A 19,764-nucleotide genomic window follows, 5' to 3' on the forward strand; every position below is an offset into this window, starting at 1 on the left:
CGCACGGGCGACGGGCCCATGCGGGTGGCGTACCGGGCCGTGCTCCCTACGGGTGCCGGCGCTGGGCCGCGCGGGTGGAATTCACCGCCGGGTCCTGGACGCGGGCCTCACAGCGACCCCTTGCGGGTGAGGTGGTTGAAGGCGAACCACCCCGGCAGCACCGGCAGCCACAGCGTCATCATCCGGTACAGCAGCACCGCCGGGGCGGCAACCTCCTTCGGTACGCCGACCAGCACCAGGCCGCCGAGCAGCGCGCCCTCCACCGCGCCCACGCCGCCGGGCGTCGGCGCGGCCGAGCCGAGGGCGTTGCCGGCCAGGAAGACCACCGCGATGCTGGCGTAGCTGATCGGCTGGTTGCCGCCGTCGACCGCCCGGATCGAGGCGTCCAGGCACATCACGAACACACCGGTCAGCAGCAGCATGCCGCCGATGCCGGTGAGCAGCTTCATCGGCCGCTGGAGCACGTCCAGCATGCGCGGCACCACACCGGCGAAGAGCGAGCGCAGCCGGGTCACGACGAACTTCCGCAGGAACGGGATCGCCGTCACCACCAGCACCAGCACGGCGACCGTCAGCAGACCGGCGATCACCGTCCTCGACGGGGTGAAGGACGCCGTCCGCTCGGTCCCGGTCAGGTAGCCGAAGAGGAGCAGCAGCAGGATGTGGCAGCCCAGGCCGAAGAGCTGCGAGGCGCCCACGCTCGCCACCGCGAGGCCGGGGCGCACGCCGGACCGCTGGAGGAAGCGGGTGTTGAGCGCCACGCCGCCGACCGCCGCCGGAGCCACGATCTTGACGAACGAACCGGCCACCTGAGCCCACACGGTGGGCCGGAAGCCGACGCGCTCGGGCACGAAGCCGAGCAGGCTCATGGCCGCGGCGATGTAGCTGAGCGCCGAGAACGCCAGCGCCGCCGCGACCCAGCCCCAGTGCGCGCGCTCGAAGACCGTGCCGAAGTCGATGCCCGCGATCTGCGACAGCAGGAAGTACGCGGCGACGGCCCCGGCGATGAAGCTGACCAGGGTGCGCGGTCTGATCCGTTCCAGACGGACCGGCTCGACCGGCGCCTGCGGCCTGATCAGCAGCACCTGGGCGCGGATCTGCGAGAGCAGGTCCTCCTCGCGGGCCTCGTCGAGCGCCTCGTCGACGGCGCGCTTGTCGGCCTGCCGCTCCGCCTTCTCGACCTTGCGGGCCGCCTTGCGGTCGTCCTTGCGGTCGTCGGCGGGGGGCGCCTCGGCCTCGGTGCGGGCCCGTCGCGCCGCGGCCGACGCCTCCAGCACCGCCTCACGCTCGCGGGCCGCCCGCTCCCGGGCCTGCTGGCGCAGGGTGGCCCGGGTGGAGCGGCTCAGCGCGATCGGCTGGAGCAGCGGCAGGCAGTCGGCCACCGCGTCCGGGCCGAGCACCTCGACCGCCGCGGCGACCGCGCGCTCCGCGCCGACCCGCAGGCCCAGCGTGGCCAGGAGCTGCGCGATGTCCATCCGCAGGACCAGATCCCCGGCGGCGATCTCGCCGCCCCGCAGGTCCGTGACGATCACCCGGCCCGCGCCGTCGACCATGATCGCGTCGCCGGCGAGCCGGCGGTGCGCGATCCGGCGCGACTGGAGCGCCCTGACCTGGCGCCAGGCGCCGAGCACCACCTCGTCGGTGATCTCCTCGTCGGAGAGGGAGTCGAGCAGCCGCCCGCCCTGGTGCTCGTAGACCAGCATCACGGCGTCCGGGCCGAGCTCGGAGGTGGCGATCAGCTTGGGGGCGTTGGCGCCGGCGGCGATCGCCGCGTACGCGAGCAGCGCCTCCTGCTCCAGCGCCTGGCGCAGCGACTGGATGGAGCGGCGGGTGGTGATGGACCGCAGGGTCAGCCGCCGCCACACCCGGTAGAAGAAGCCGTGCGCCTGCTGCTCGCGGTCGACGACGGTGACGTCCAGCGGGGGGCCGTCCTCCATCGACACGATGTACCGGCGGCCGCGGTCCTGGTCGGTGTTCTCCGGGGTGTCCTCGGCCCGCATCGCGCTCACCGGGCGGAAGCCGACGTGCCGCAGACCGGCGAGCAGCGTCTGGCCGGTGGGGCGGACGTTCGGCGAGCCGACCGCGTAGAGGGTGCCGTACGCCACCGTCCAGCCGAGGAGGACGGTGAGGATGATCGAGAACGGGGTGGTGTAGCCGGCGACCAGCATGGCGAAGGCGTCGAGCAGCAGCACCACCCAGAGGATCACCCGCCAGCGGGGTCTGCGGGCCATCCCGACCGCCGTCATGTAGGCGATCACGGGTGCCAGGTAGCCATGCACGGGATCGGTCAGCCCGTCCGCGCGGGCCTGGGTCAGCGCGTCCTGGAGGCTGCCCGGGGCGGCGCGCGAGACCCACAGGTCGGTCGCGAGCGTCACCCCGTGCGCCAGCACCGCCGCGAGCACGCCGTCGGCGATCCGCAGCCCGTCGCGTTTGACCAGCCGCTCGATGGCGAAGGCCACCGGCACCAGCAGCACCGCGATGCTCGACACCAGGCCCGCGATCTTGACCAGCAGGTCGGGCGCCTGGTCGGTGCCCTTGCTGATGTCGGACTCGAGGCCGGTCGTGGTGCCCTGGGCGAAGGCGGCGACGGCGAGCACGAGCGCGATGGCCAGGATGCCCACCAGCAGCCGCATCAGGTCCGAGGGGCGGTGGACGCGGGCGGCGAGCAGCGGTTCGTCACCGGAGACCCGGTCGGCTCCGGTCTGCGAGCTCACCGCGGTGGCGCCGGCCGGGACCTCGGAGTCGGCGGGGCCCCGGCCGGGCGCGCCGTCGGGGACGGACGCGCCGGAGCGCGGCCCGGACCCGGGGCCGTCCGTCGCGTGAGGAGCCTGCACGCCCTGCTCCTTCGCCGTCTCGGTCTCTTCTTGATCTCGTATCACCAGTCACCGCCCGCACGATGGTGGCACGACCCGGCGACAGAGGCGGGTATCAGGGTGTTTTGCGGGCGACAAGTGCGCCCGCGATGTCCTGCTTCGAGTCTTGTGCTCCGATTCTCCCCCGGCCTGTGGAGTTGTCGGTGCCGTGCGGCAGGATGGGACGGATGGACGACCGGATGGGCGAACCGCCCGAGTACCCCGACTACGCCGAGCGTGTGCTGGAGGTCGCCGAGCTCGTCCCCGCGGGCCGCGTGATGACCTACGGGGACGTCGCCGAATGGCTCGGCGAGGGCGGTCCGCGCCAGGTCGGCAGAGCCATGGCGCTCTACGGCGGCGCGGTCCCCTGGTGGCGGGTCGTCCGGGCGGACGGCGTCCTGCTGCCCGGCCACGAACTGCGCGCCCTGGAGCGGTACCGTGCGGAGGGCACGCCGCTGCGCGAGGCGTCGCGGAGTGCCGGGGACCACGTGCCCCGCCTGGACATGAAGCGGGCGCGATGGGACGGCGCGGCCGGTCCGGGGCCCGCGCGGGAGCCGGCGGACTCCACCGCCGTCCCGGACGGCGCACGGGCCGAATGACACGCAGGCCCGCCGCACGGCGCACGGGCGCACTGACGCGGCGGCCCGCCGCACGGAGTGAACCGGCGTAGCCTCTCCGGCGCGCGGCGCACGCGACCTCACCACCAGCACACCCACCAGGACCGGCGATCCACGTGAGTTCCTCCTCCACCACGGGGCGTACGACGTACCCGCACCAGGTACGGCGGAGGCCCGCGGGCGCGTACCGGCTGGTGCGCACACCCCCCGACCCCGTGGTTCCCCCTCACCTGGACGCAGCGCAGCGTGCGGTGGTTGATCACGGGGAAGGCCCGCTGCTGGTCCTCGCGGGGCCGGGGACCGGCAAGACGACCACCCTGGTGGAGTCCGTCGCCGCCCGGATCGCCCGCGGCCAGGACCCCGCCCGGATCCTGGTCCTCACCTTCAGCCGCAAGGCCGCGGTCGAACTGCGCGACCGGATGGCCCTGCGGCTCGGCGGCGCCCACGGTCCGCAGGCGACCACCTTCCACTCCTTCTGCTACGCGCTGATCCGCGCACACCAGGACGCGGACCTCTTCTCCGAACCCCTGCGACTGCTGTCCGGCCCCGAACAGGACGTGGCCCTGCGCGAGATGCTCGCCGGACACGTCGCTCTGGAACGCGAGGGGCGGGCGGCCGTCCGCTGGCCCGGCGACCTGCGGGCCTGCCTCACCACCCGCGGCTTCGCCGACGAGGTCCGCGCGGTGCTCGCGCGCAGCCGGGAACTCGGCCTCGGCCCGGACGCCCTCGCCCGCTTCGCGGCGCGGACCGGCCGGCCCGACTGGGGCGCCGCGGCGGCGTTCCTCGCGGAGTACCTGGACGTGCTCGACATGCAGGGGGTGCTCGACTACGCGGAGCTGGTGCACCGCGCCGTGCTCCTCGCCGAGCGGGATCTCGCGCCGGACGACTTCCCCTACGATGCGGTCTTCGTGGACGAGTACCAGGACACCGACCCGGCGCAGGTCCGGCTGCTCCACGCGCTCGCCGGCCGGGGACGCACCCTGGTCGCCTTCGGCGACCCCGACCAGTCGATCTACGCCTTCCGGGGCGCCGACGTGAACGGCATCCTCGACTTCCCCGACGCCTTCCCCCGCCGGGACGGCCGGCCCGCCGGGGTCGCGGTCCTGACCACGTCCCGGCGGAGCGGTGCCGGCCTGCTGGCGGCGACCCGGCAGCTGACCCGCCGGATGCCCCTCACCCGGCTTCCGGCCGAGCGCGTCCGCGCGCACCGGGAACCGTCCGCCGTGCGCGAGGGCGGGCGGGTGGAGGTGTTCACGTACCCGACGGCGTCGACCGAGACCGACAACATCGCGGACGTCCTGCGCCGCGCCCATCTGGAGGACGGCGTCCCCTGGCGCGAGATGGCGGTCCTGGTGCGCGCGGGCGGCCGCGCCATCCCGACCCTGCGCCGCGCCCTGACCTCGGCCGGAGTGCCGGTGGAGGTCTCCGGCGACGACATCCCGCTGCGCCACGAGCCCGCCGTCTCCCCGCTCCTGACCGCCCTGCGCGTCTGCGCCGCGGCCACGGCCGCGGTCACCGGCTCCGCGGGCGGGGCTCCCGTGAGGGGGATTCCCGAGGGTGGGGTGCCCGCGGGTGGGGATGAGGGCGAGGGCGAAGCGGGGGCCGGTGATGGGGCCGCGGATGCACGGGTCGAGGACGAGGGCGGGGGCGCGCACGAGGTCGGGAGCGGCGCCGGGGCCGGGTCCGGCGTCGCCCGGGTGACCGCGGAGGGCGAGGAGGGCGCGGAGGCCGTCGGGTCCGGCCCGGGTGACGTGGTGTCTGCGGAGGCCGTCGGGCCGGGCGCGGCTGCGGGCGACCCGGCCGGCGAGCTCGCGGGCGGCGAGGCGGCTGCCGGGCCGCAGGGCGACGGGGCCGCATCGCCCCGGGCCGATGCGGCCGCGGCCGAGCGCCCCGGTCCGGCGGCACGGTTCGGCGGGATGGACGCGGAGACCGCCGCCGTGCTGCTGACCTCGCCCCTGGGAGGCATGGACACCGCCGATCTGCGCCGCCTCGGCCGGGCGCTGCGCGACGAGGAGCGGGCGGCGGGCAACCGGGTGCCGCCGCCCTCCGACGTCCTGATCGCACGGGCGCTCGCCGAGCCGGAGCGCCTGGTCGCACACGACGCCGCCCACGCGCGCGGGGCCCAGCGGCTCGGCGCCCTGCTCCGCAGGACGCGCGAGCTGCTCGCCGGCGGCGGCACCGCCGAGGAGGCGCTCTGGCTGCTCTGGGACGGCACGTCCTGGCCGCAGCGGCTGGAGCGCGCCGCCTTCCGCGGCGGCCCCGGCGGCCGCAACGCCGACCGGGACCTCGACGCGGTGTGCGCCCTCTTCGAGACGGCCGCCCGTGCCGAGGAGCGCACCGGCGGCCGGGGCGCCCTCAACTTCATCGAGGAACTCGACGCCCAGGACATCGCCGCCGACACCCTCTCCCGCCGGGAGGCCCGCCCCGACGCCGTACGCCTGATGACCGCGCACCGCTCCAAGGGCCTGGAGTGGAGCCTGGTCGTGGTCGCGGGCGTGCAGGAAGGGCTCTGGCCCGACCTGCGGCGCCGCGGCTCGCTGCTGGAGGCGGACCGCATCGGCCGGGACGGCCTCGCCGAGCCGCTGCCCCCGGGGGCGCTGCTGGCGGAGGAGCGCCGGCTCTTCTACGTGGCCGCGACCCGGGCCCGTGACCGGCTCGTGGTCACCGCCGTCAAGGCCCCGGCGGACGACGGTGACCAGCCCTCCCGCTTCCTCACCGAGCTGGGCGCCGAGCCCCGCGACGTCACCGGCCGCCCGCGGCGTCCGCTCGCCGTCGCCCCGCTCGTCGCGGAACTGCGCGCCACGACCGTCGACCCGGCGGCGTCGCCCGCGCTGCGCGACGCCGCCGCGCGGCGGCTCGCCCGGCTCGCCGCGCTCAGCGACGAGGAGGGCCAGCCGCTGGTGCCCTCGGCCCACCCGTACCGCTGGTGGGGCATGTTCGACCCGACGCACAGCGCGGTGCCGCTGCGCGACCGGGACCGGCCCGTGGCCCTGTCCGGCAGCGCCCTGGACCAGCTCGCCAACACCTGCGCCCTCCAGTGGTTCCTGGGGCGCGAGGTCAAGGCGGACGTCCCGGCCACCGCCGCGCAGGGGTTCGGCAACGTGATCCACGTCCTGGCCGACGAAGTGGCCTCCGGCCGCACGCCCGCCGATCTCGCCGTCCTCATGGAGCGTCTCGACACCGTCTGGGACGGACTGGTCTTCGACGCGCCCTGGAAGTCCGCGCAGGAGAAGGAGCACGCCCGGGTCGCCCTGGAGCGCTTCCTCCGCTGGCACGTGACGGACCGGGCGGGACGCACCACCGCCGCCACCGAGCACGACTTCGACGTGACGCTGGAGGCCGGCGCGTACGAGGTGCGCATCCGCGGCTCCATGGACCGGGTCGAGGAGGACGCCGGGGGCCGGGCGTACGTGGTCGACTTCAAGACGGGCAAGCAGGCTCCGACGCGCGACGAGGTCGCCCGCCATCCGCAGCTCGCCGTCTACCAGCTCGCCGTCCGGGAGGGAGCCGTCGACGACGTCTTCGACGGCCGCCGCCCCGAGGCCGGCGGGGCGGAACTGGTGCACCTGCGGCAGGCGGCCCCGCAGAAGGAGGGCGGCGACGCGCTGCCCAGGGTCCAGGCGCAGGAGGCGCCCTCGGGGGAGTGGGTGGGCGAGCTGCTCGCCACCGCCGCGGGCAGGGTGCTCGACGAGCGCTTCACCCCGTCGGCCGGTCAGCACTGCGCCCACTGCACCTTCCGGGCGTCGTGCAGCGCGCAGCCGGAGGGCCGCCAAATAGTGGAATGATCGGTGTTTTGCGGAGGATCATCCCTGGTGCGGCTTCCCGGGTGCATCCAATGAAGGTCACCGTGGCCCGTCCGGGCCACGGCAGACGGACCTTCGAGGAGACACCACATGGCCACGAGGAAGTCCCTGGCAGCGGCGATCGTGTGCGCCGGCACCGTGGCGGGGCTCGCGGGCTGCTCCCAGGACGGCGACGTCCGGGCCGGGAGCGCGGCGGGCGGGCGCAAGGAACCGGTGGCGGTGACGAGTGCCGCGACGGCGGGTCCGTTCAAGGGGATGAGCGCCGACCGGATCGCGGACAAGGCGATCGCGGCCATGAAGTCCGCCGACTCCCTGCGGATGGCCGGATCGATCGAGAGCGACGGGGACCCGGTCACCGTCGACCTGGCCATGGACTCCCGCGACAACTGCACGGGCGGCCTCGGCGTCCGGGGCGGCAGGGCCGAACTGCGCAGGCTGAGCGACGTGATCTATCTGAAGGGGGACGGGGCCTTCTGGCGGGCGACCATGGACGAACGCTCCTTGGCGTCCCCCGACGGCGGCGGTGACGGCGTGGTCGAGCTGATGACCGACCGCTGGGTCAAGATGCCCACGAGCGCGATCGCCGACATGCGGGGCGTGTGCGACCTCGACGCGATGCTGTCCGAACTCGACGACGAGGACGACCCCGCCGGCATGACCCTCGGCCGGGACACCGAGGTCGACGGGGTCCCCGTCGCCACGCTGGTGAAGAAGGAGGGCCGCGAGACGACGACCGCCTACGTGGCGAAGGAGGGCAGCCCCTACCTCCTGAAGGTCGTCAGGGCCGGCGGCGACGACGCCGGGTCGGTCGGGTTCTCGGACTTCGACGAGCCGGTACGGGTGCAGGCGCCGCCGTCGGACGAGGTCGTGGACCTGGAGAAGCTCGGCGGGACGGTCGGGCCGGACCCGTCGGGCAGCGCCTCGCCCGACTCCGACCCGGACACCGGGACCGGGCCGTCGGAGGAGGCGACGCCCTCGTCCTCGGCGGACGCCCCCGAGGAGGGCGAGGAGACCGGCTTCGGAGCCGGGGCCGAGCGGGGCGGTTCCGGCAGGCCGTGACGGGCGGCGGGCAGTGGCCCGCCCGGGGTCGGGGCCGGGCGGGGTGAGCGGGACGGCGTGCCGGGCGCGGTGGTGCAGGCAGACCGTGACGGGCGCGGTGGCGCAGGCAGGCCGTGACGGGCGGCGGGCCTGACGGGCCGCCGCGGTCGGGGCCGGGCGGCAGTGGCTGTCGGATGTCCCGGTTAGCCTCTTTGGGGTGACCGCACGCATCACCGATCCCGAGCAGCTCAAGGAGCTCCTCGGGATCCCCTTCACCCCGGAGCAGACGGCCTGCATCGTCGCGCCGCCCGCCCCGCAGGTCATCGTGGCCGGGGCCGGTTCGGGGAAGACCACGGTGATGGCCGCCCGGGTGGTGTGGCTCGTCGGCACCGGCCAGGTCGCCCCCGAGCAGGTCCTCGGACTCACGTTCACCAACAAGGCGGCGGGCGAGCTCGCCGAGCGCGTCCGCACCGCCCTCGTCCGGGCCGGGGTCACCGACCCGGACGCCTCCGGCACCGGCGAGGACGGCGCCGCCGGCGAGCCCCGGATCTCCACGTACCACGCCTTCGCCGGCCAACTGCTGACCGACCACGGCCTGCGCATCGGCCTCGAACCGTCCTCCCGGCTGCTCGCCGACGCCACCCGGTACCAGCTCGCCGCCCGCGTGCTGCGCGAGGCCCCGGGACCGTATCCGGCGCTCACCCGTTCCTTCCCGAGCCTCGTCAGCGACCTGCTCGCCCTCGACGCTGAGCTCTCCGAGCACCTGGTCCCCGTGGACCGGCTCGGCTCCTACGACTCCGGCCTGCTCACCACCCTGGCCGGCGCCCGCCTGAGCAACGCCGAGCTGCGCAAGGTCCCCGAGGCCGCACAGGCCCGCCGCGAACTCCTCGACCTCACCGCCCGCTACCGCGCGGCCAAGCGGGAGCGCGATCTGCTCGACTTCGGCGACCAGATCGCGCTCTCCGCCGAGCTCGCGCTCACCCGGCCCGAGGTGGGCGGCATCCTGCGGGACGAGTTCCGGGTCGTGCTGCTCGACGAGTACCAGGACACCTCGGTGGCCCAGCGGAAGCTGCTGTCCGGTCTCTTCGGACAGGGCACCGGTCACGCGGTCACCGCCGTGGGCGACCCGTGCCAGGCGATCTACGGCTGGCGGGGCGCCTCCGTCGCCAACCTCGACGACTTCCCCCGCCACTTCCCCTTCGCCGACGGTTCCCCCGCCGCGCGCTTCGCCCTCAGCGAGAACCGCCGCAGCGGCGGCAGGCTGCTCCGGCTCGCCAACGAACTGGCCGGACCCCTGCGCGCCATGCACGAGGGCGTCGAGGCGCTGCGCCCCGCGCCCGGCGCCGAGCGGGACGGCGTCGTGCGCTGTGCCCTGCTGGAGACGCACGAGGACGAGATCGCCTGGATCGCCGACGAGATCGCCCACCTCGTGCGCACCGGCAAGGAGCCCGGCGAGATCGCCGTGCTGTGCCGCACGGCGGGTGACTTCCCGGAGATCCAGGGCGCCCTGGTGGCCCGGGGGGTGCCGGTCGAGGTGGTCGGCCTCTCCGGACTGCTGCACCTGCCCGAGGTGGCCGACCTCGTATCCGTGTGCGAGGTGCTCCAGGACCCCGGCGCCAACGCCCCGCTCGTCCGCCTGCTCACCGGCCCCCGCTGGCGTATCGGGCCGCGCGACCTCGCGCTGCTGGGCAGGCGCGCACGGCTGCTGGTCCACCGCGCGGACGCGGACGACGACCCGGAGCGGCGGCTCGCGGCGGCCGTCGAGGGCACCGATCCGGCCGAGACCGTCTCGCTCGCCGACGCGCTGGACACCTTCATCGACGCGGGCGGCGAAGGCGACGACAGGCTCGCCTTCTCCGCCGACGCCCGGGTCCGGTTCGCCCGCCTCGCCGCCGAGCTCCGGGACCTGCGGCGGTCGCTCGCCGACCCGCTCATGGACGTGCTGCACCGGGTGCTGGCGTACACCGGCCTGGACGTCGAGCTCTCCGCGTCCCCGCACGCCCTGGCCGCCCGGCGCCGGGAGACGCTCGCCAACTTCATGGACGTCGCCGCCTCCTTCGCCGCGGTGGACGGCGAGGCCACCCTGCTCGCCTTCCTCGGCTTCCTGCGGACCGCCGCGCAGTACGAGAAGGGCCTGGACAACGCCCTGCCGGGCGGCGAGAACACGGTCAAGGTCCTCACCGCCCACAAGTCCAAGGGCCTGGAGTGGGACGTCGTCGCCGTGCCCGGCCTGGTGGCGAAGCACTTCCCCAGCGAGCAGGCACGCGAGGCGTGGACCTCCCAGGCCAAGGTGCTTCCGCACGCCCTGCGCGGGGACGCCGGCACCCTGCCGGACGTCGCATCGTGGGACGCGCGGGGCCTGAAGGCGTTCAAGGAGTCGATGAGGGAGCACCAGCTCACCGAGGAACTGCGCCTCGGCTACGTGACGTTCACCCGCCCGCGGTCGCTGCTGCTCGGGTCGGGGCACTGGTGGGGGCCGAGCCAGAAGCGCCGCCGCGGCCCGTCGCCCTTCCTCCACGCGCTGTACGAGCACTGCGCGGCGGGACACGGCGAGATCGAGGTCTGGGCGCAGGAGCCGGAGGAGGACGCGGAGAACCCGATGCTGCGCGCGGCCGGCGCCGAGACGGCGTGGCCGCTCCCGCTGGACCCTGAATCCCTGGCCCGCCGCCGCGCGGCCGCCGACACGGTCCTGGCCCACCTCGCGGCCCTGGCCGCCGAGGCGCCGCCGGCCACGGACGTGCCGGACGCGCCGCCGGCCGCGGCGGGCGGCCCCGCGGCCGACGGGCGGGGCGCCTGGCAGGGCGCGGAGGACCCTGGCGCGCGCCCGGAGTGGGATGCCGACTGGGAGTCCGCTCCACCCCCGGAGGAGGAACCGCCGCCTCCCTTCGACGACCCCGCTGAGTACGGCCCGGAGGAGCTCCGGCCGGAGGAGCACGACCCTGCGGAGCACGGGCCGCAGACGTACGGGAGCGAAGGCCGCGGCCGGGCGGCGGCAGGGACGCCCGGCGACGCCCCCGGGGCGGCCGCCGCCCCGGACGAGGCGCCGCACGCCGCGGGCCCGCCCCCGGCGCACACCGTCCCCCACCAGGCCCCCGCCCCGCCCGGCGAGACCGCCGCCTCCGGTGCCCCCGCCGACCGCCCCGGCGGCGCGGAGCCGCTCACCCCGGAGGAGGCCCGCACCCTCGCCTCCTGGGACCGCGACCTCGACGCCCTCGCGGGCGAGCTGCGGCGTACCCGGACCGCCGTCCGCGACGTCCGGCTGCCCCGTGCCCTGTCCGCCTCGCAGCTGCTCCGCCTGGCCGCCGACCCGGACGGCTTCGCACGCGACCTCGCCCGGCCGATGCCGCGCGCACCGCACCCCGCCGCCCGGCGCGGCACCCGGTTCCACGCCTGGGTCGAGTCGCGGTTCGAGGAGCTCGAGCTGCCCCTGCTGGGGCCGGACGAGCTGCCCGGGGGAGCCGACGACCCCGGCGAGGACGCCGCCGGTCAGGACATCGCCGACGAGCGCGACCTGGCCGCCCTCAAGGAGGCCTTCTCCCGCACCGGGTACGCGCGCAGGACCCCGTACCGCGTCGAGGCCCCGTTCCAGTTCACGCTCGCCGGCCGGGTGGTGCGCGGGCGCATCGACGCGGTGTACCGCACGGAACGCCCGGACGGTGCCGGTCCGGCGTACGAGATCGTCGACTGGAAGACGGCCCGCAGCGGCACCGCCGACCCGCTCCAGCTCGCCGTCTACCGCCTGGCCTGGGCCGAGCAGCAGGGCGTACCGCTCGACGCGGTCACCGCGGCCTTCGTCTTCGTGCGCACCGGCGAGACCGTCGTCCCGGACGGCCTGCCCGGCCGGCCGGGGCTGGAACGCATCCTGCTGGGCGGGACGGCCGACGGGGCCGCCGACCCCGCCCGTTAGGCTCATGAGCATGAGCGACACCCCGGACAGCGTCGTCCGCACGTACATCGAGCGGCACCGTGCCGCCTTCCTGGACGACCTGGCCGCATGGCTGCGCATCCCCTCCGTCTCGGCGCTGCCCGAGCACCGCGACGACGTGCGGCGCAGCGCGGAGTGGCTCGCGGCCAAACTGGCCCGGACGGGTTTCCCGGTCGCCGAGATCTGGCCCACCGCCGGCGCCCCCGCGGTGTTCGCCGAGTGGCCGTCCGGCGATCCGGACGCCCCGACCGTCCTCGTCTACGGCCACCACGACGTCCAGCCCGCGGCCCGCGAGGACGGCTGGCACAGCGACCCGTTCGAGCCGGAGATCCGCGACGGCCGGATGTACGCGCGCGGCGCGGCCGACGACAAGGGGCAGGTGTTCTTCCACACCCTCGGCCTCCGCGCCCACCTCGCCGCGACCGGCCGCACGGCGCCCGCCGTCAACCTCAAGCTGCTCGTCGAGGGCGAGGAGGAGTCCGGCTCCCCCCACTTCCGCGCCCTCGTCGAGGAGCGGGCGGACCGCCTCGCCGCCGACGCCGTCGTGGTCTCCGACACCGGCATGTGGTCCGAGTCGACGCCCACCGTCTGCACCGGGATGCGGGGCGTCGCCGACTGCGAGATCACCTTCCGGGGGCCCGACCAGGACATCCACTCCGGTTCCTTCGGCGGTGCCGTGCCCAACCCGGCCACCGTCGCCGCCCGGGTCGTCGCCGCCCTGCACGACGCGGACGAGCGGGTCGCCGTCCCCGGCTTCTACGACGGCGTCACCCCGCTGACCGACGACGAGCGCGAGCTCTTCGCGGAGCTCCCCTTCGACGAGGAGGCGTGGCTGCGCACGGCCCGCAGCCACGGCACTCTCGGCGAGGCCGGGTACTCGACGCTGGAGCGCGTATGGGCCCGCCCCACCGCCGAGGTCAACGGCATCGGCGGCGGCTACCAGGGGCCCGGCGGCAAGACGATCGTCCCCGCGTCCGCCATGGTGAAGCTCTCGTTCCGGCTGGTCGACGGCCAGGATCCGGAGAAGATCGAGCGGGCGGTCACCGACTGGGTCGCCGGGCAGGTGCCCGCCGGCATCCGCCACGAGATCGTCTTCGGCGCCCCGACCCGGCCCTGCCTGACCCCGCTGGACCACCCCGCGCTCCAGTCGGTGGTGCGGTCCATGAGCCGTGCCTTCGACGGCCGCACGATCCGCTTCACGCGTGAGGGAGGCTCCGGACCGGCGGCCGACCTCCGGGACGTCCTCGGCGCGCCGGTGCTGTTCCTCGGCATCTCGGTGCCGTCCGACGGCTGGCACTCGCCCGACGAGAAGGTCGAGCTGGAGCTGCTGCTGAAGGGCGCCGAGACCACCGCCCACCTGTGGGGTGACATGGCCGAGACCATGCGCTGACCCGACCTGTGAAACCGTCCACCCGGGGGAGTTGGAAGAAGCCCGTGAGCACCGACAGTTATGCCGCACCGGACCGCCCGATCGGCCTGACCGCGCCGAGCGGCATCGACCGCGAAGCACACAACCGCCTCGACGAGGCATGGCTCGCGGCGGCGTGGAGCCACCCCACGACCCGCGTGTTCGTCGTCTCCGGCGGCCAGGCGCTGATCGACGACACCCCCGACGGCCGCACCGAACTGGTCATGACCCCGTCCTTCGACGCGCCGCTGACCGAGACCCACCGCTACTTCCTCGGCACCGACGAGGACGGTGTGCGCTATTTCGCGCTCCAGAAGGACAGCCTGCCGGGACGGATGGACCAGTCGGCGCGCGCCGCCGGTCTGCGCGAGGCCGGACTGCTGCTGTCGCCGCGCGACGCGGGCCTGCTGGTCCACGCCGTCGCGCTGGAGAACTGGCAGCGGCTCCACCGGTTCTGCTCCCGCTGCGGCGAGCGCACCGTCATCGCCGCGGCCGGTCACATCCGCCGCTGCCCCGCCTGCGGCGCGGAGCACTACCCGCGCACCGACCCGGCCGTGATCATGCTCGTCACGGACGAGGAGGACCGCGCGCTCCTCGGCCGCCAGGTGCACTGGCCGGAGGGCCGCTTCTCCACGCTCGCCGGGTTCGTGGAGCCGGGGGAGTCCATCGAGCAGTCGGTGCGGCGCGAGGTGCGCGAGGAGGTGGGCGTCTCGGTGGGCGACGTGAGCTACGTCGCGAGCCAGCCCTGGCCCTTCCCGTCCAGCCTCATGCTCGGCTTCATGGCCCGCGCCACCACCTCGGCGATCGAGGTGGACGGCGAGGAGATCCACGAGGCGCGCTGGTTCTCGCGCGACGACCTGCGGGCCGCCTTCGAGTCCGGCGACGTGCTGCCCCCGTACGGGATCTCCATCGCGGCCCGCCTCATCGAGCTCTGGTACGGCAAGCCGCTGCCCAAGCCGGGGGACGTGGTCTGACGGCGGCGGCGCGGCCCGCGGTCGCGGCCCCGCCTCCCGCCGGGGCTCTCCCGGCGGCCGCCGCAGCCGGGCCGCCGCAGGCGGGCTGTCGTACGCGCGCTGTCGTACCGCACTGGCCCGTACCCCGGGCTGCCCGCACCCGCGCTGTCGTACCCGCCTGAGAAGCTGCGCCCCATGACACTCGCCGATCTCACGCTCGACCGGTGGCGGTCCCTCGACCTGCCCGCCGCACGCCGCGTCGCCGAGCAGGCCGCCCGCTCGGCGGGCGGCCGGGTGGCCTCCGTCGACACCGCGGAACACCTCGGAGCCCCGCTGCACCGCGTCCGGATCGAGCGCGACGGGCAGGCGTTCGCCCTCGTGCCGGGCGGGCAGGTGTCCCTCGGCTTCGACCCGGAGGGCGGGCCGTTGCCCCCGTGGCAGACCGCCGACTACGCCGCGAGCGTGGCGCAGGGGTACGGCGACGGGCCCGACCTCCGCGCCCACCTCGCCCAGGTGCTCAGCCCTCTCCGGAGCGTCGTCCTGCCCACGGTCCTCATGGCCGTGGAGGACGAGGGCCTGACCGGGCCGCCCGCCGGGACGCCGGAGCTCCTCGCGGCGCGCGGCCTGCGGATGCCGGCCTCCGACGAGTGGGAGCACGCCTGCGCGGCCGGGGCGAGGACCTTGTTCCGCTGGGGGGACGACTGCCCCCGCGACCGCGTCCCCGACGGCGACGGCACGGGCCCGCAGAGCCGGCCGAACGCCTTCGGCCTGCGCATCGCCTACGACACCTACCGCGCGGAACTGACGAGTGACACCGGAGCGGTGCACGGCGGGGACGGCGGCGAATCGGTGTGCGGCGGGTACGGGCACCTGCTGGCCTGGCTGCCCCTGGCCAGCGCCCACCGCAACCCCGCCATGGCCGATTTCGTGTACGGCCCCGACGGCGAGGACATGTACGAGGACTTCTCCACCCGCCCCGTGCTCGACCTCTGACTCCCCGAGGCCGACGACCGGGCGGTCCCCGGCGGGCCGAGGACCGCCCGGGAGCCGGCCCCCGCCCGCCGAGGACCGCGGCCGCGTACACGTCGACCCCCGGTCGGCACGGTGCCGGACCGGGGGTCGTACGTGAGGTGCTCAGGCGCCGAGGGCCTGCTTGACCTGGGCGAGGCTGGGGTTCGTCATGACGGACTCGGCGCCGCCGCCGGAGGGGACGATGCGCACGGTCGGCACGGTCTGGTTGCCGCCGTTGGCCTTCTCGACGAAGGCGGCCGAATCGGGGTCGAGCTCGATGTTGATCTCGGTGTACGCGATGCCCTCGCGGTCCATCTGGCTCTTCAGCCGACGGCAGTATCCGCACCAGGTGGTGCTGTACATCGTCACAGTGCCCTGCATCGTCTCGTGCGCTCCTCGGCTCGACGGGGTGCGTGTTCACCCCGGGGGAGAACGCCTCGGAGCCGCCGGCGATTCCCGACCCCGGGTGCGCCCCGTCACCGTCCCGGTCCGGGACGGGCCCGTCCCGGACGGGCGGGAGGGGCCGCCCGCCGCGATTCGTACGACCGGTGCACCGCCCCTGTGGACGACCCGGCGCACCCGCCTCACCGGACCTGGCAGCATGGCGGGGTGACATCAGCGACGCACTCCTCCCTCTTCCCGCAGGTCCCCGACTCGGCCGACGCGGTGCTCGACGGGCTCGACCCCGAGCAGCGCGAGGTGGCGACCGCCCTGCACGGCCCGGTGTGCGTGCTGGCGGGCGCCGGCACGGGCAAGACGCGCGCGATCACCCACCGCATCGCCTACGGGGTCCGCGCCGGCATACTCCCGCCGGCCAGTGTGCTCGCCGTCACCTTCACCAACCGCGCGGCGGGCGAGATGCGGGGCCGGCTGCGCCAGCTCGGCGCCGGCGGCGTCCAGGCGCGGACCTTCCACTCCGCCGCCCTGCGCCAGCTCCAGTACTTCTGGCCGAAGGCGGTCGGCGGTGACCTGCCACGGCTGCTGGACCGCAAGATCCAGCTGGTCGCCGAGGCGGCCGCCCGCTGCCGCATCAGGCTCGACCGCAACGAGCTGCGGGACGTCACGAGCGAGATCGAGTGGGCCAAGGTCACCCAGACCGTGCCCGCGGACTACCCGGCGGCCGTCGCCAAGTCCTCCCGCGACGCCCCCCGGGACCCGGCGGAGATCAGCCAGGTCTACGGCACCTACGAGCAGCTCAAGCGCGACCGCGCGGCCATCGACTTCGAGGACGTGCTGCTCCTCACCGTCGGCATCCTCCAGGACCGCCAGGACATCGCCGACCTGGTCCGCCGCCAGTACCAGCACTTCGTGGTCGACGAGTACCAGGACGTCAGCCCGCTCCAGCAGCGGCTGCTCGAACTCTGGCTCGGCGGCCGCGAGAGCCTGTGCGTGGTCGGGGACGCCAGCCAGACGATCTACTCCTTCACCGGGGCCACCCCCGACCACCTGCTGGACTTCCGGACCCGCCACCCCGGGGCGACCGTCGTCAAACTGGTCCGCGACTACCGCTCCACCCCCCAGGTCGTGCACCTGGCCAACGGACTGCTCGGCCAGGCCAGCGGCCGGGCGGCCGAGCACCGCCTCGAACTGGTCTCGCAGCGCGACGCGGGCCCCGAGCCGGCCTACACCGAGTACGCCGACGAGCCCTCCGAGGCCGAGGGCACCGCCCGGCGCATCAGGGATCTGATCGCCGCCGGCGTCCCGGCCGGCGAGATCGCCGTGCTCTACCGGGTCAACGCCCAGTCCGAGGTCTACGAGCAGGCCCTCGCCGACGCGGGCGTCCCGTACCAGCTGCGCGGCGCGGAGCGTTTCTTCGAGCGCCAGGAGGTCCGCGAGGCCGGCGTCGCCCTGCGCGGCGCGGCCCGTGCCGGGTCCAACGACTCCCTCCTCGACGACGCCGGGGACCTGCCCTCCCAGGTGCGCGCGGTGCTCTCGACGAAGGGCTGGACCACCGAGCCGCCCGCCGGCTCGGGCGCGGTCCGGGACCGCTGGGAGTCGCTCGCCGCCCTGGTCCGGCTCGCCGAGGACTTCGCCCGTGCCCGGCCGTCGGCCGGGCTCGGGGACCTGGTCGCCGAGCTCGACGAGCGTGCCGCGGCCCAGCACGCGCCCACCGTCCAGGGAGTCACCCTGGCCTCCCTCCACTCCGCCAAGGGCCTGGAGTGGGACGCCGTGTTCCTCGTCGGACTGACCGAGGGCATGATGCCGATCACCTACGCCAAGACCGACGAGCAGGTCGAGGAGGAACGCCGGCTGCTCTACGTGGGGGTCACCCGGGCCCGGCTCCACCTGTCGCTGTCCTGGGCGCTGTCCCGCTCGCCCGGCGGCCGTGCCTCCCGCCGCCCCAGCCGCTTCCTGAACGGGCTGCGCCCCGGCTCGGCGGCCGCCGGTCCGCGCGGTGCGGGCGGCGCGGGGGGAGTGGAGCGCGGCGGCCGTCGCAAGCGGCGCGGGCCGGTGCTCTGCCGCGTCTGCGGCAAGACGCTGACGGAAGCGGGCGAGATGAAGCTGATGCGCTGCGAGGACTGCCCGTCGGACATGGACGAGGCGCTCTACGAGCGGCTGCGGGAGTGGCGCTCGGAGCGGGCGAAGGAGCTGGGCCAGCCCGCCTACTGCGTCTTCACCGACAAGACCCTGATGGCCATCGCCGAGGCCGTGCCGGACAGCGAGGGCGAGCTGGCGGGCATCTCCGGTGTGGGCGGCCGCAAGCTCGAGCGGTTCGGGACGGATGTCCTGGCCATCTGCGCAGGTGAAGAGCTTGTGGGGGACGACGCGGAAGACTGATGCAAACTCGTCGGGAAAATAGTTTGCGCCTGCCGGGGCAAGCCCCATAGGTTCTTAACCACGAGAACAGCGGCTTCTCTGAAGCCCTGTCCTCGTGCTGTACTTATCCGAATACCGCGTGACCGGCTCGCCCGGTCCCCCGAGACGCCGAGAGGAGGCGATTCCAGTGATCAGCATCAAGCCCAGCTTCGTCAGCACCGCCAAAATGACCGATCCCTCGGTCGTCTCCGCCTGCTCGCTCGGCCTCTCCTCCGCGTTCATCGGCACCGGTGTGTCCGGCATTCCCGCCGCTCTCCCCGTGTCCGGTCTCGGCGGCCTCCCCGTCCGGGAGCGCAATGAGCGATCGACCACGGCACTGGCGGCAGGAGTAGCAGCGGCAGAGGCCCAGGCCTATGCCTTTGCGGCGGCCGGTGCCGACACCCAGCAGACGACGCAGCACAACCAGCACCACCTGATGTGGGCCTTCCGCGGGCTCGAACCCTGGAGTGATCCAGCCTGATCGACGATCAGGCCGGCGCCTTCAGGGCCGCGGAACCCCACCCGGGATCCGCGGCCCTTCTGTTTTCCCCAACGGGGGAGCGGAGCGAGGGCCTCGGGACCAAGCACCACCCGGTAGCAGCCAAACCGGCCGACCGGCCGGCACGACAAGACGAGGAATCACACACCGTGCAACTCGAAGCGCACGCCCCGTCCGTACCGCCTTCCGAGACGCTCACCCCGCCCGCCCGCACCGAGGACTCCGCCTTGACTCCCCTGACCGCGCTCACCGCGCTCGACGACGCCATCGAGAACCTCGGCGTCCCCGTACCGTGCCGCTCGTACGACCCCGAGGTCTTCTTCGCCGAGTCCCCGGCGGACGTCGAGTACGCCAAGTCCCTCTGCCGCACCTGCCCGCTGATGGAGGCCTGCCTGGCGGGCGCCAAGGAGCGGCGTGAGCCGTGGGGCGTCTGGGGCGGCGAGCTGTTCGTCCAGGGTGTGGTCGTCGCCCGCAAGCGGCCGCGTGGTCGCCCGCGCAAGAACCCGGTCGCGGCATGAACGCCACCGGAACAGTCGACCGACCCCTCACGCACGATCCCAAGAAGCAGGCCCCGATGACCTCTTCCACGAGCGAGCCCTCGGGCTCCGCCACCCCAGCAGTCACCACCGCCGGCGCCCACGCGTCGCGTCAGAACAGGACCCGCGAAATGCAACTCATCCCAGAAGCCCTGGCACGTGCGCATATGCACGAGCGCCGGCGTGAAGCCGATGTGGAGCGCCAGGCCGCACGCCTGGTCGCCGCTCGGCGCATGCAGCGCCGCGCCGAGCGCGTGTCGATGCGCGCCCGTCGCGCCCTGGCCATGGCGGTCATGCACTGACCGCCTCACCTCACCGCGGGGGCC

13 protein-coding genes are annotated in these 19,764 nt (G+C 74.9%); 11 read left to right on the top strand and 2 right to left on the bottom strand.

From position 1 onward, the window contains the following. Positions 1–107 precede the first annotated feature (107 nt). A complete protein-coding gene (locus IAG43_RS21185) occupies positions 108–2,834 on the bottom strand; it encodes a lysylphosphatidylglycerol synthase transmembrane domain-containing protein (RefSeq protein ID WP_246574487.1) in 2,727 nt (908 codons plus the stop codon). A gap of 206 nt (positions 2,835–3,040) precedes the next feature. Here IAG43_RS21185 and IAG43_RS21190 point away from each other — a divergent pair, with 206 nt between their 5' ends. The 7 genes from IAG43_RS21190 (at position 3,041) to IAG43_RS21220 (ending at position 15,589) form a co-directional block, all read left to right on the top strand. Beyond that, complete coding sequence (locus IAG43_RS21190; protein WP_281403971.1) at positions 3,041–3,451, top strand: MGMT family protein; 411 nt, start codon at positions 3,041–3,043, stop codon at positions 3,449–3,451. Positions 3,452–3,585: 134 nt separating this feature from the next. Beyond that, a complete protein-coding gene (locus IAG43_RS21195; RefSeq protein WP_187742281.1) occupies positions 3,586–7,254 on the top strand; it encodes an ATP-dependent helicase in 3,669 nt (1,222 codons plus the stop codon). Between the two features lie 108 nt (positions 7,255–7,362). Beyond that, positions 7,363–8,331, top strand: a complete 969-nt coding sequence (locus IAG43_RS21200; protein ID WP_187742282.1) for a hypothetical protein — start codon at positions 7,363–7,365, stop codon at positions 8,329–8,331. 196 nt (positions 8,332–8,527) lie between these two features. After that, on the top strand, positions 8,528–12,217 hold the full coding sequence (locus IAG43_RS21205) for an ATP-dependent helicase (protein WP_187742283.1): 3,690 nt from the start codon (positions 8,528–8,530) through the stop codon (positions 12,215–12,217). A 10-nt stretch (positions 12,218–12,227) separates the two neighbouring features. Beyond that, positions 12,228–13,625 (top strand): dipeptidase, encoded by a 1,398-nt coding sequence (locus IAG43_RS21210; protein ID WP_187742284.1) that lies wholly within the window; start codon positions 12,228–12,230, stop codon positions 13,623–13,625. Between the two features lie 44 nt (positions 13,626–13,669). Beyond that, a complete protein-coding gene (gene nudC / locus IAG43_RS21215; protein WP_187742285.1) occupies positions 13,670–14,617 on the top strand; it encodes an NAD(+) diphosphatase in 948 nt (315 codons plus the stop codon). 174 nt (positions 14,618–14,791) lie between these two features. Further along, positions 14,792–15,589 carry a hypothetical protein gene (locus IAG43_RS21220; protein ID WP_187742286.1) on the top strand — a complete coding sequence of 266 codons (798 nt, stop codon included), beginning with the start codon at positions 14,792–14,794 and terminating at the stop codon, positions 15,587–15,589. A gap of 141 nt (positions 15,590–15,730) precedes the next feature. Here IAG43_RS21220 and IAG43_RS21225 read toward each other — a convergent pair whose 3' ends face one another. Beyond that, positions 15,731–15,988 carry a mycoredoxin gene (locus IAG43_RS21225; protein WP_187742287.1) on the bottom strand — a complete coding sequence of 86 codons (258 nt, stop codon included), beginning with the start codon at positions 15,986–15,988 and terminating at the stop codon, positions 15,731–15,733. 228 nt (positions 15,989–16,216) lie between these two features. Between IAG43_RS21225 and IAG43_RS21230 the strand changes: the two genes are divergently transcribed. The 4 genes from IAG43_RS21230 (at position 16,217) to IAG43_RS21245 (ending at position 19,740) form a co-directional block, all read left to right on the top strand. Beyond that, complete coding sequence (locus tag IAG43_RS21230) at positions 16,217–18,385, top strand: ATP-dependent DNA helicase UvrD2 (RefSeq protein ID WP_187742288.1); 2,169 nt, start codon at positions 16,217–16,219, stop codon at positions 18,383–18,385. Between the two features lie 166 nt (positions 18,386–18,551). Further along, the gene (locus IAG43_RS21235; RefSeq protein WP_187742289.1) at positions 18,552–18,884 is read left to right on the top strand and encodes a hypothetical protein; all 333 of its coding nucleotides are present in this window, start codon (positions 18,552–18,554) and stop codon (positions 18,882–18,884) included. Positions 18,885–19,051: 167 nt separating this feature from the next. Beyond that, positions 19,052–19,420, top strand: coding sequence for a WhiB family transcriptional regulator (locus IAG43_RS21240; protein ID WP_187742290.1), 369 nt, complete (start codon positions 19,052–19,054; stop codon positions 19,418–19,420). Beyond that, positions 19,417–19,740 carry a hypothetical protein gene (locus IAG43_RS21245; protein ID WP_187742291.1) on the top strand — a complete coding sequence of 108 codons (324 nt, stop codon included), beginning with the start codon at positions 19,417–19,419 and terminating at the stop codon, positions 19,738–19,740. The genes IAG43_RS21240 and IAG43_RS21245 overlap by 4 nt, the downstream gene beginning before the upstream one ends. The last annotated feature ends 24 nt before the right edge of the window (positions 19,741–19,764 follow it).

Source organism: Streptomyces genisteinicus, from assembly GCF_014489615.1.
In the GTDB taxonomy this organism is placed as follows: domain Bacteria; phylum Actinomycetota; class Actinomycetes; order Streptomycetales; family Streptomycetaceae; genus Streptomyces; species Streptomyces genisteinicus.

Coding starts and splice junctions, on each gene's coding strand:
- IAG43_RS21190 (WP_281403971.1), top strand. CDS start 3,041: ATGGACGACCGGATGGGCGAACCGCCCGAGTACCCCGACTACGCCGAG.
- IAG43_RS21200 (WP_187742282.1), top strand. CDS start 7,363: ATGGCCACGAGGAAGTCCCTGGCAGCGGCGATCGTGTGCGCCGGCACC.
- IAG43_RS21210 (WP_187742284.1), top strand. CDS start 12,228: ATGAGCGACACCCCGGACAGCGTCGTCCGCACGTACATCGAGCGGCAC.
- IAG43_RS21220 (WP_187742286.1), top strand. CDS start 14,792: ATGACACTCGCCGATCTCACGCTCGACCGGTGGCGGTCCCTCGACCTG.
- IAG43_RS21225 (WP_187742287.1), bottom strand. CDS start 15,988: ATGCAGGGCACTGTGACGATGTACAGCACCACCTGGTGCGGATACTGC.
- IAG43_RS21245 (WP_187742291.1), top strand. CDS start 19,417: ATGAACGCCACCGGAACAGTCGACCGACCCCTCACGCACGATCCCAAG.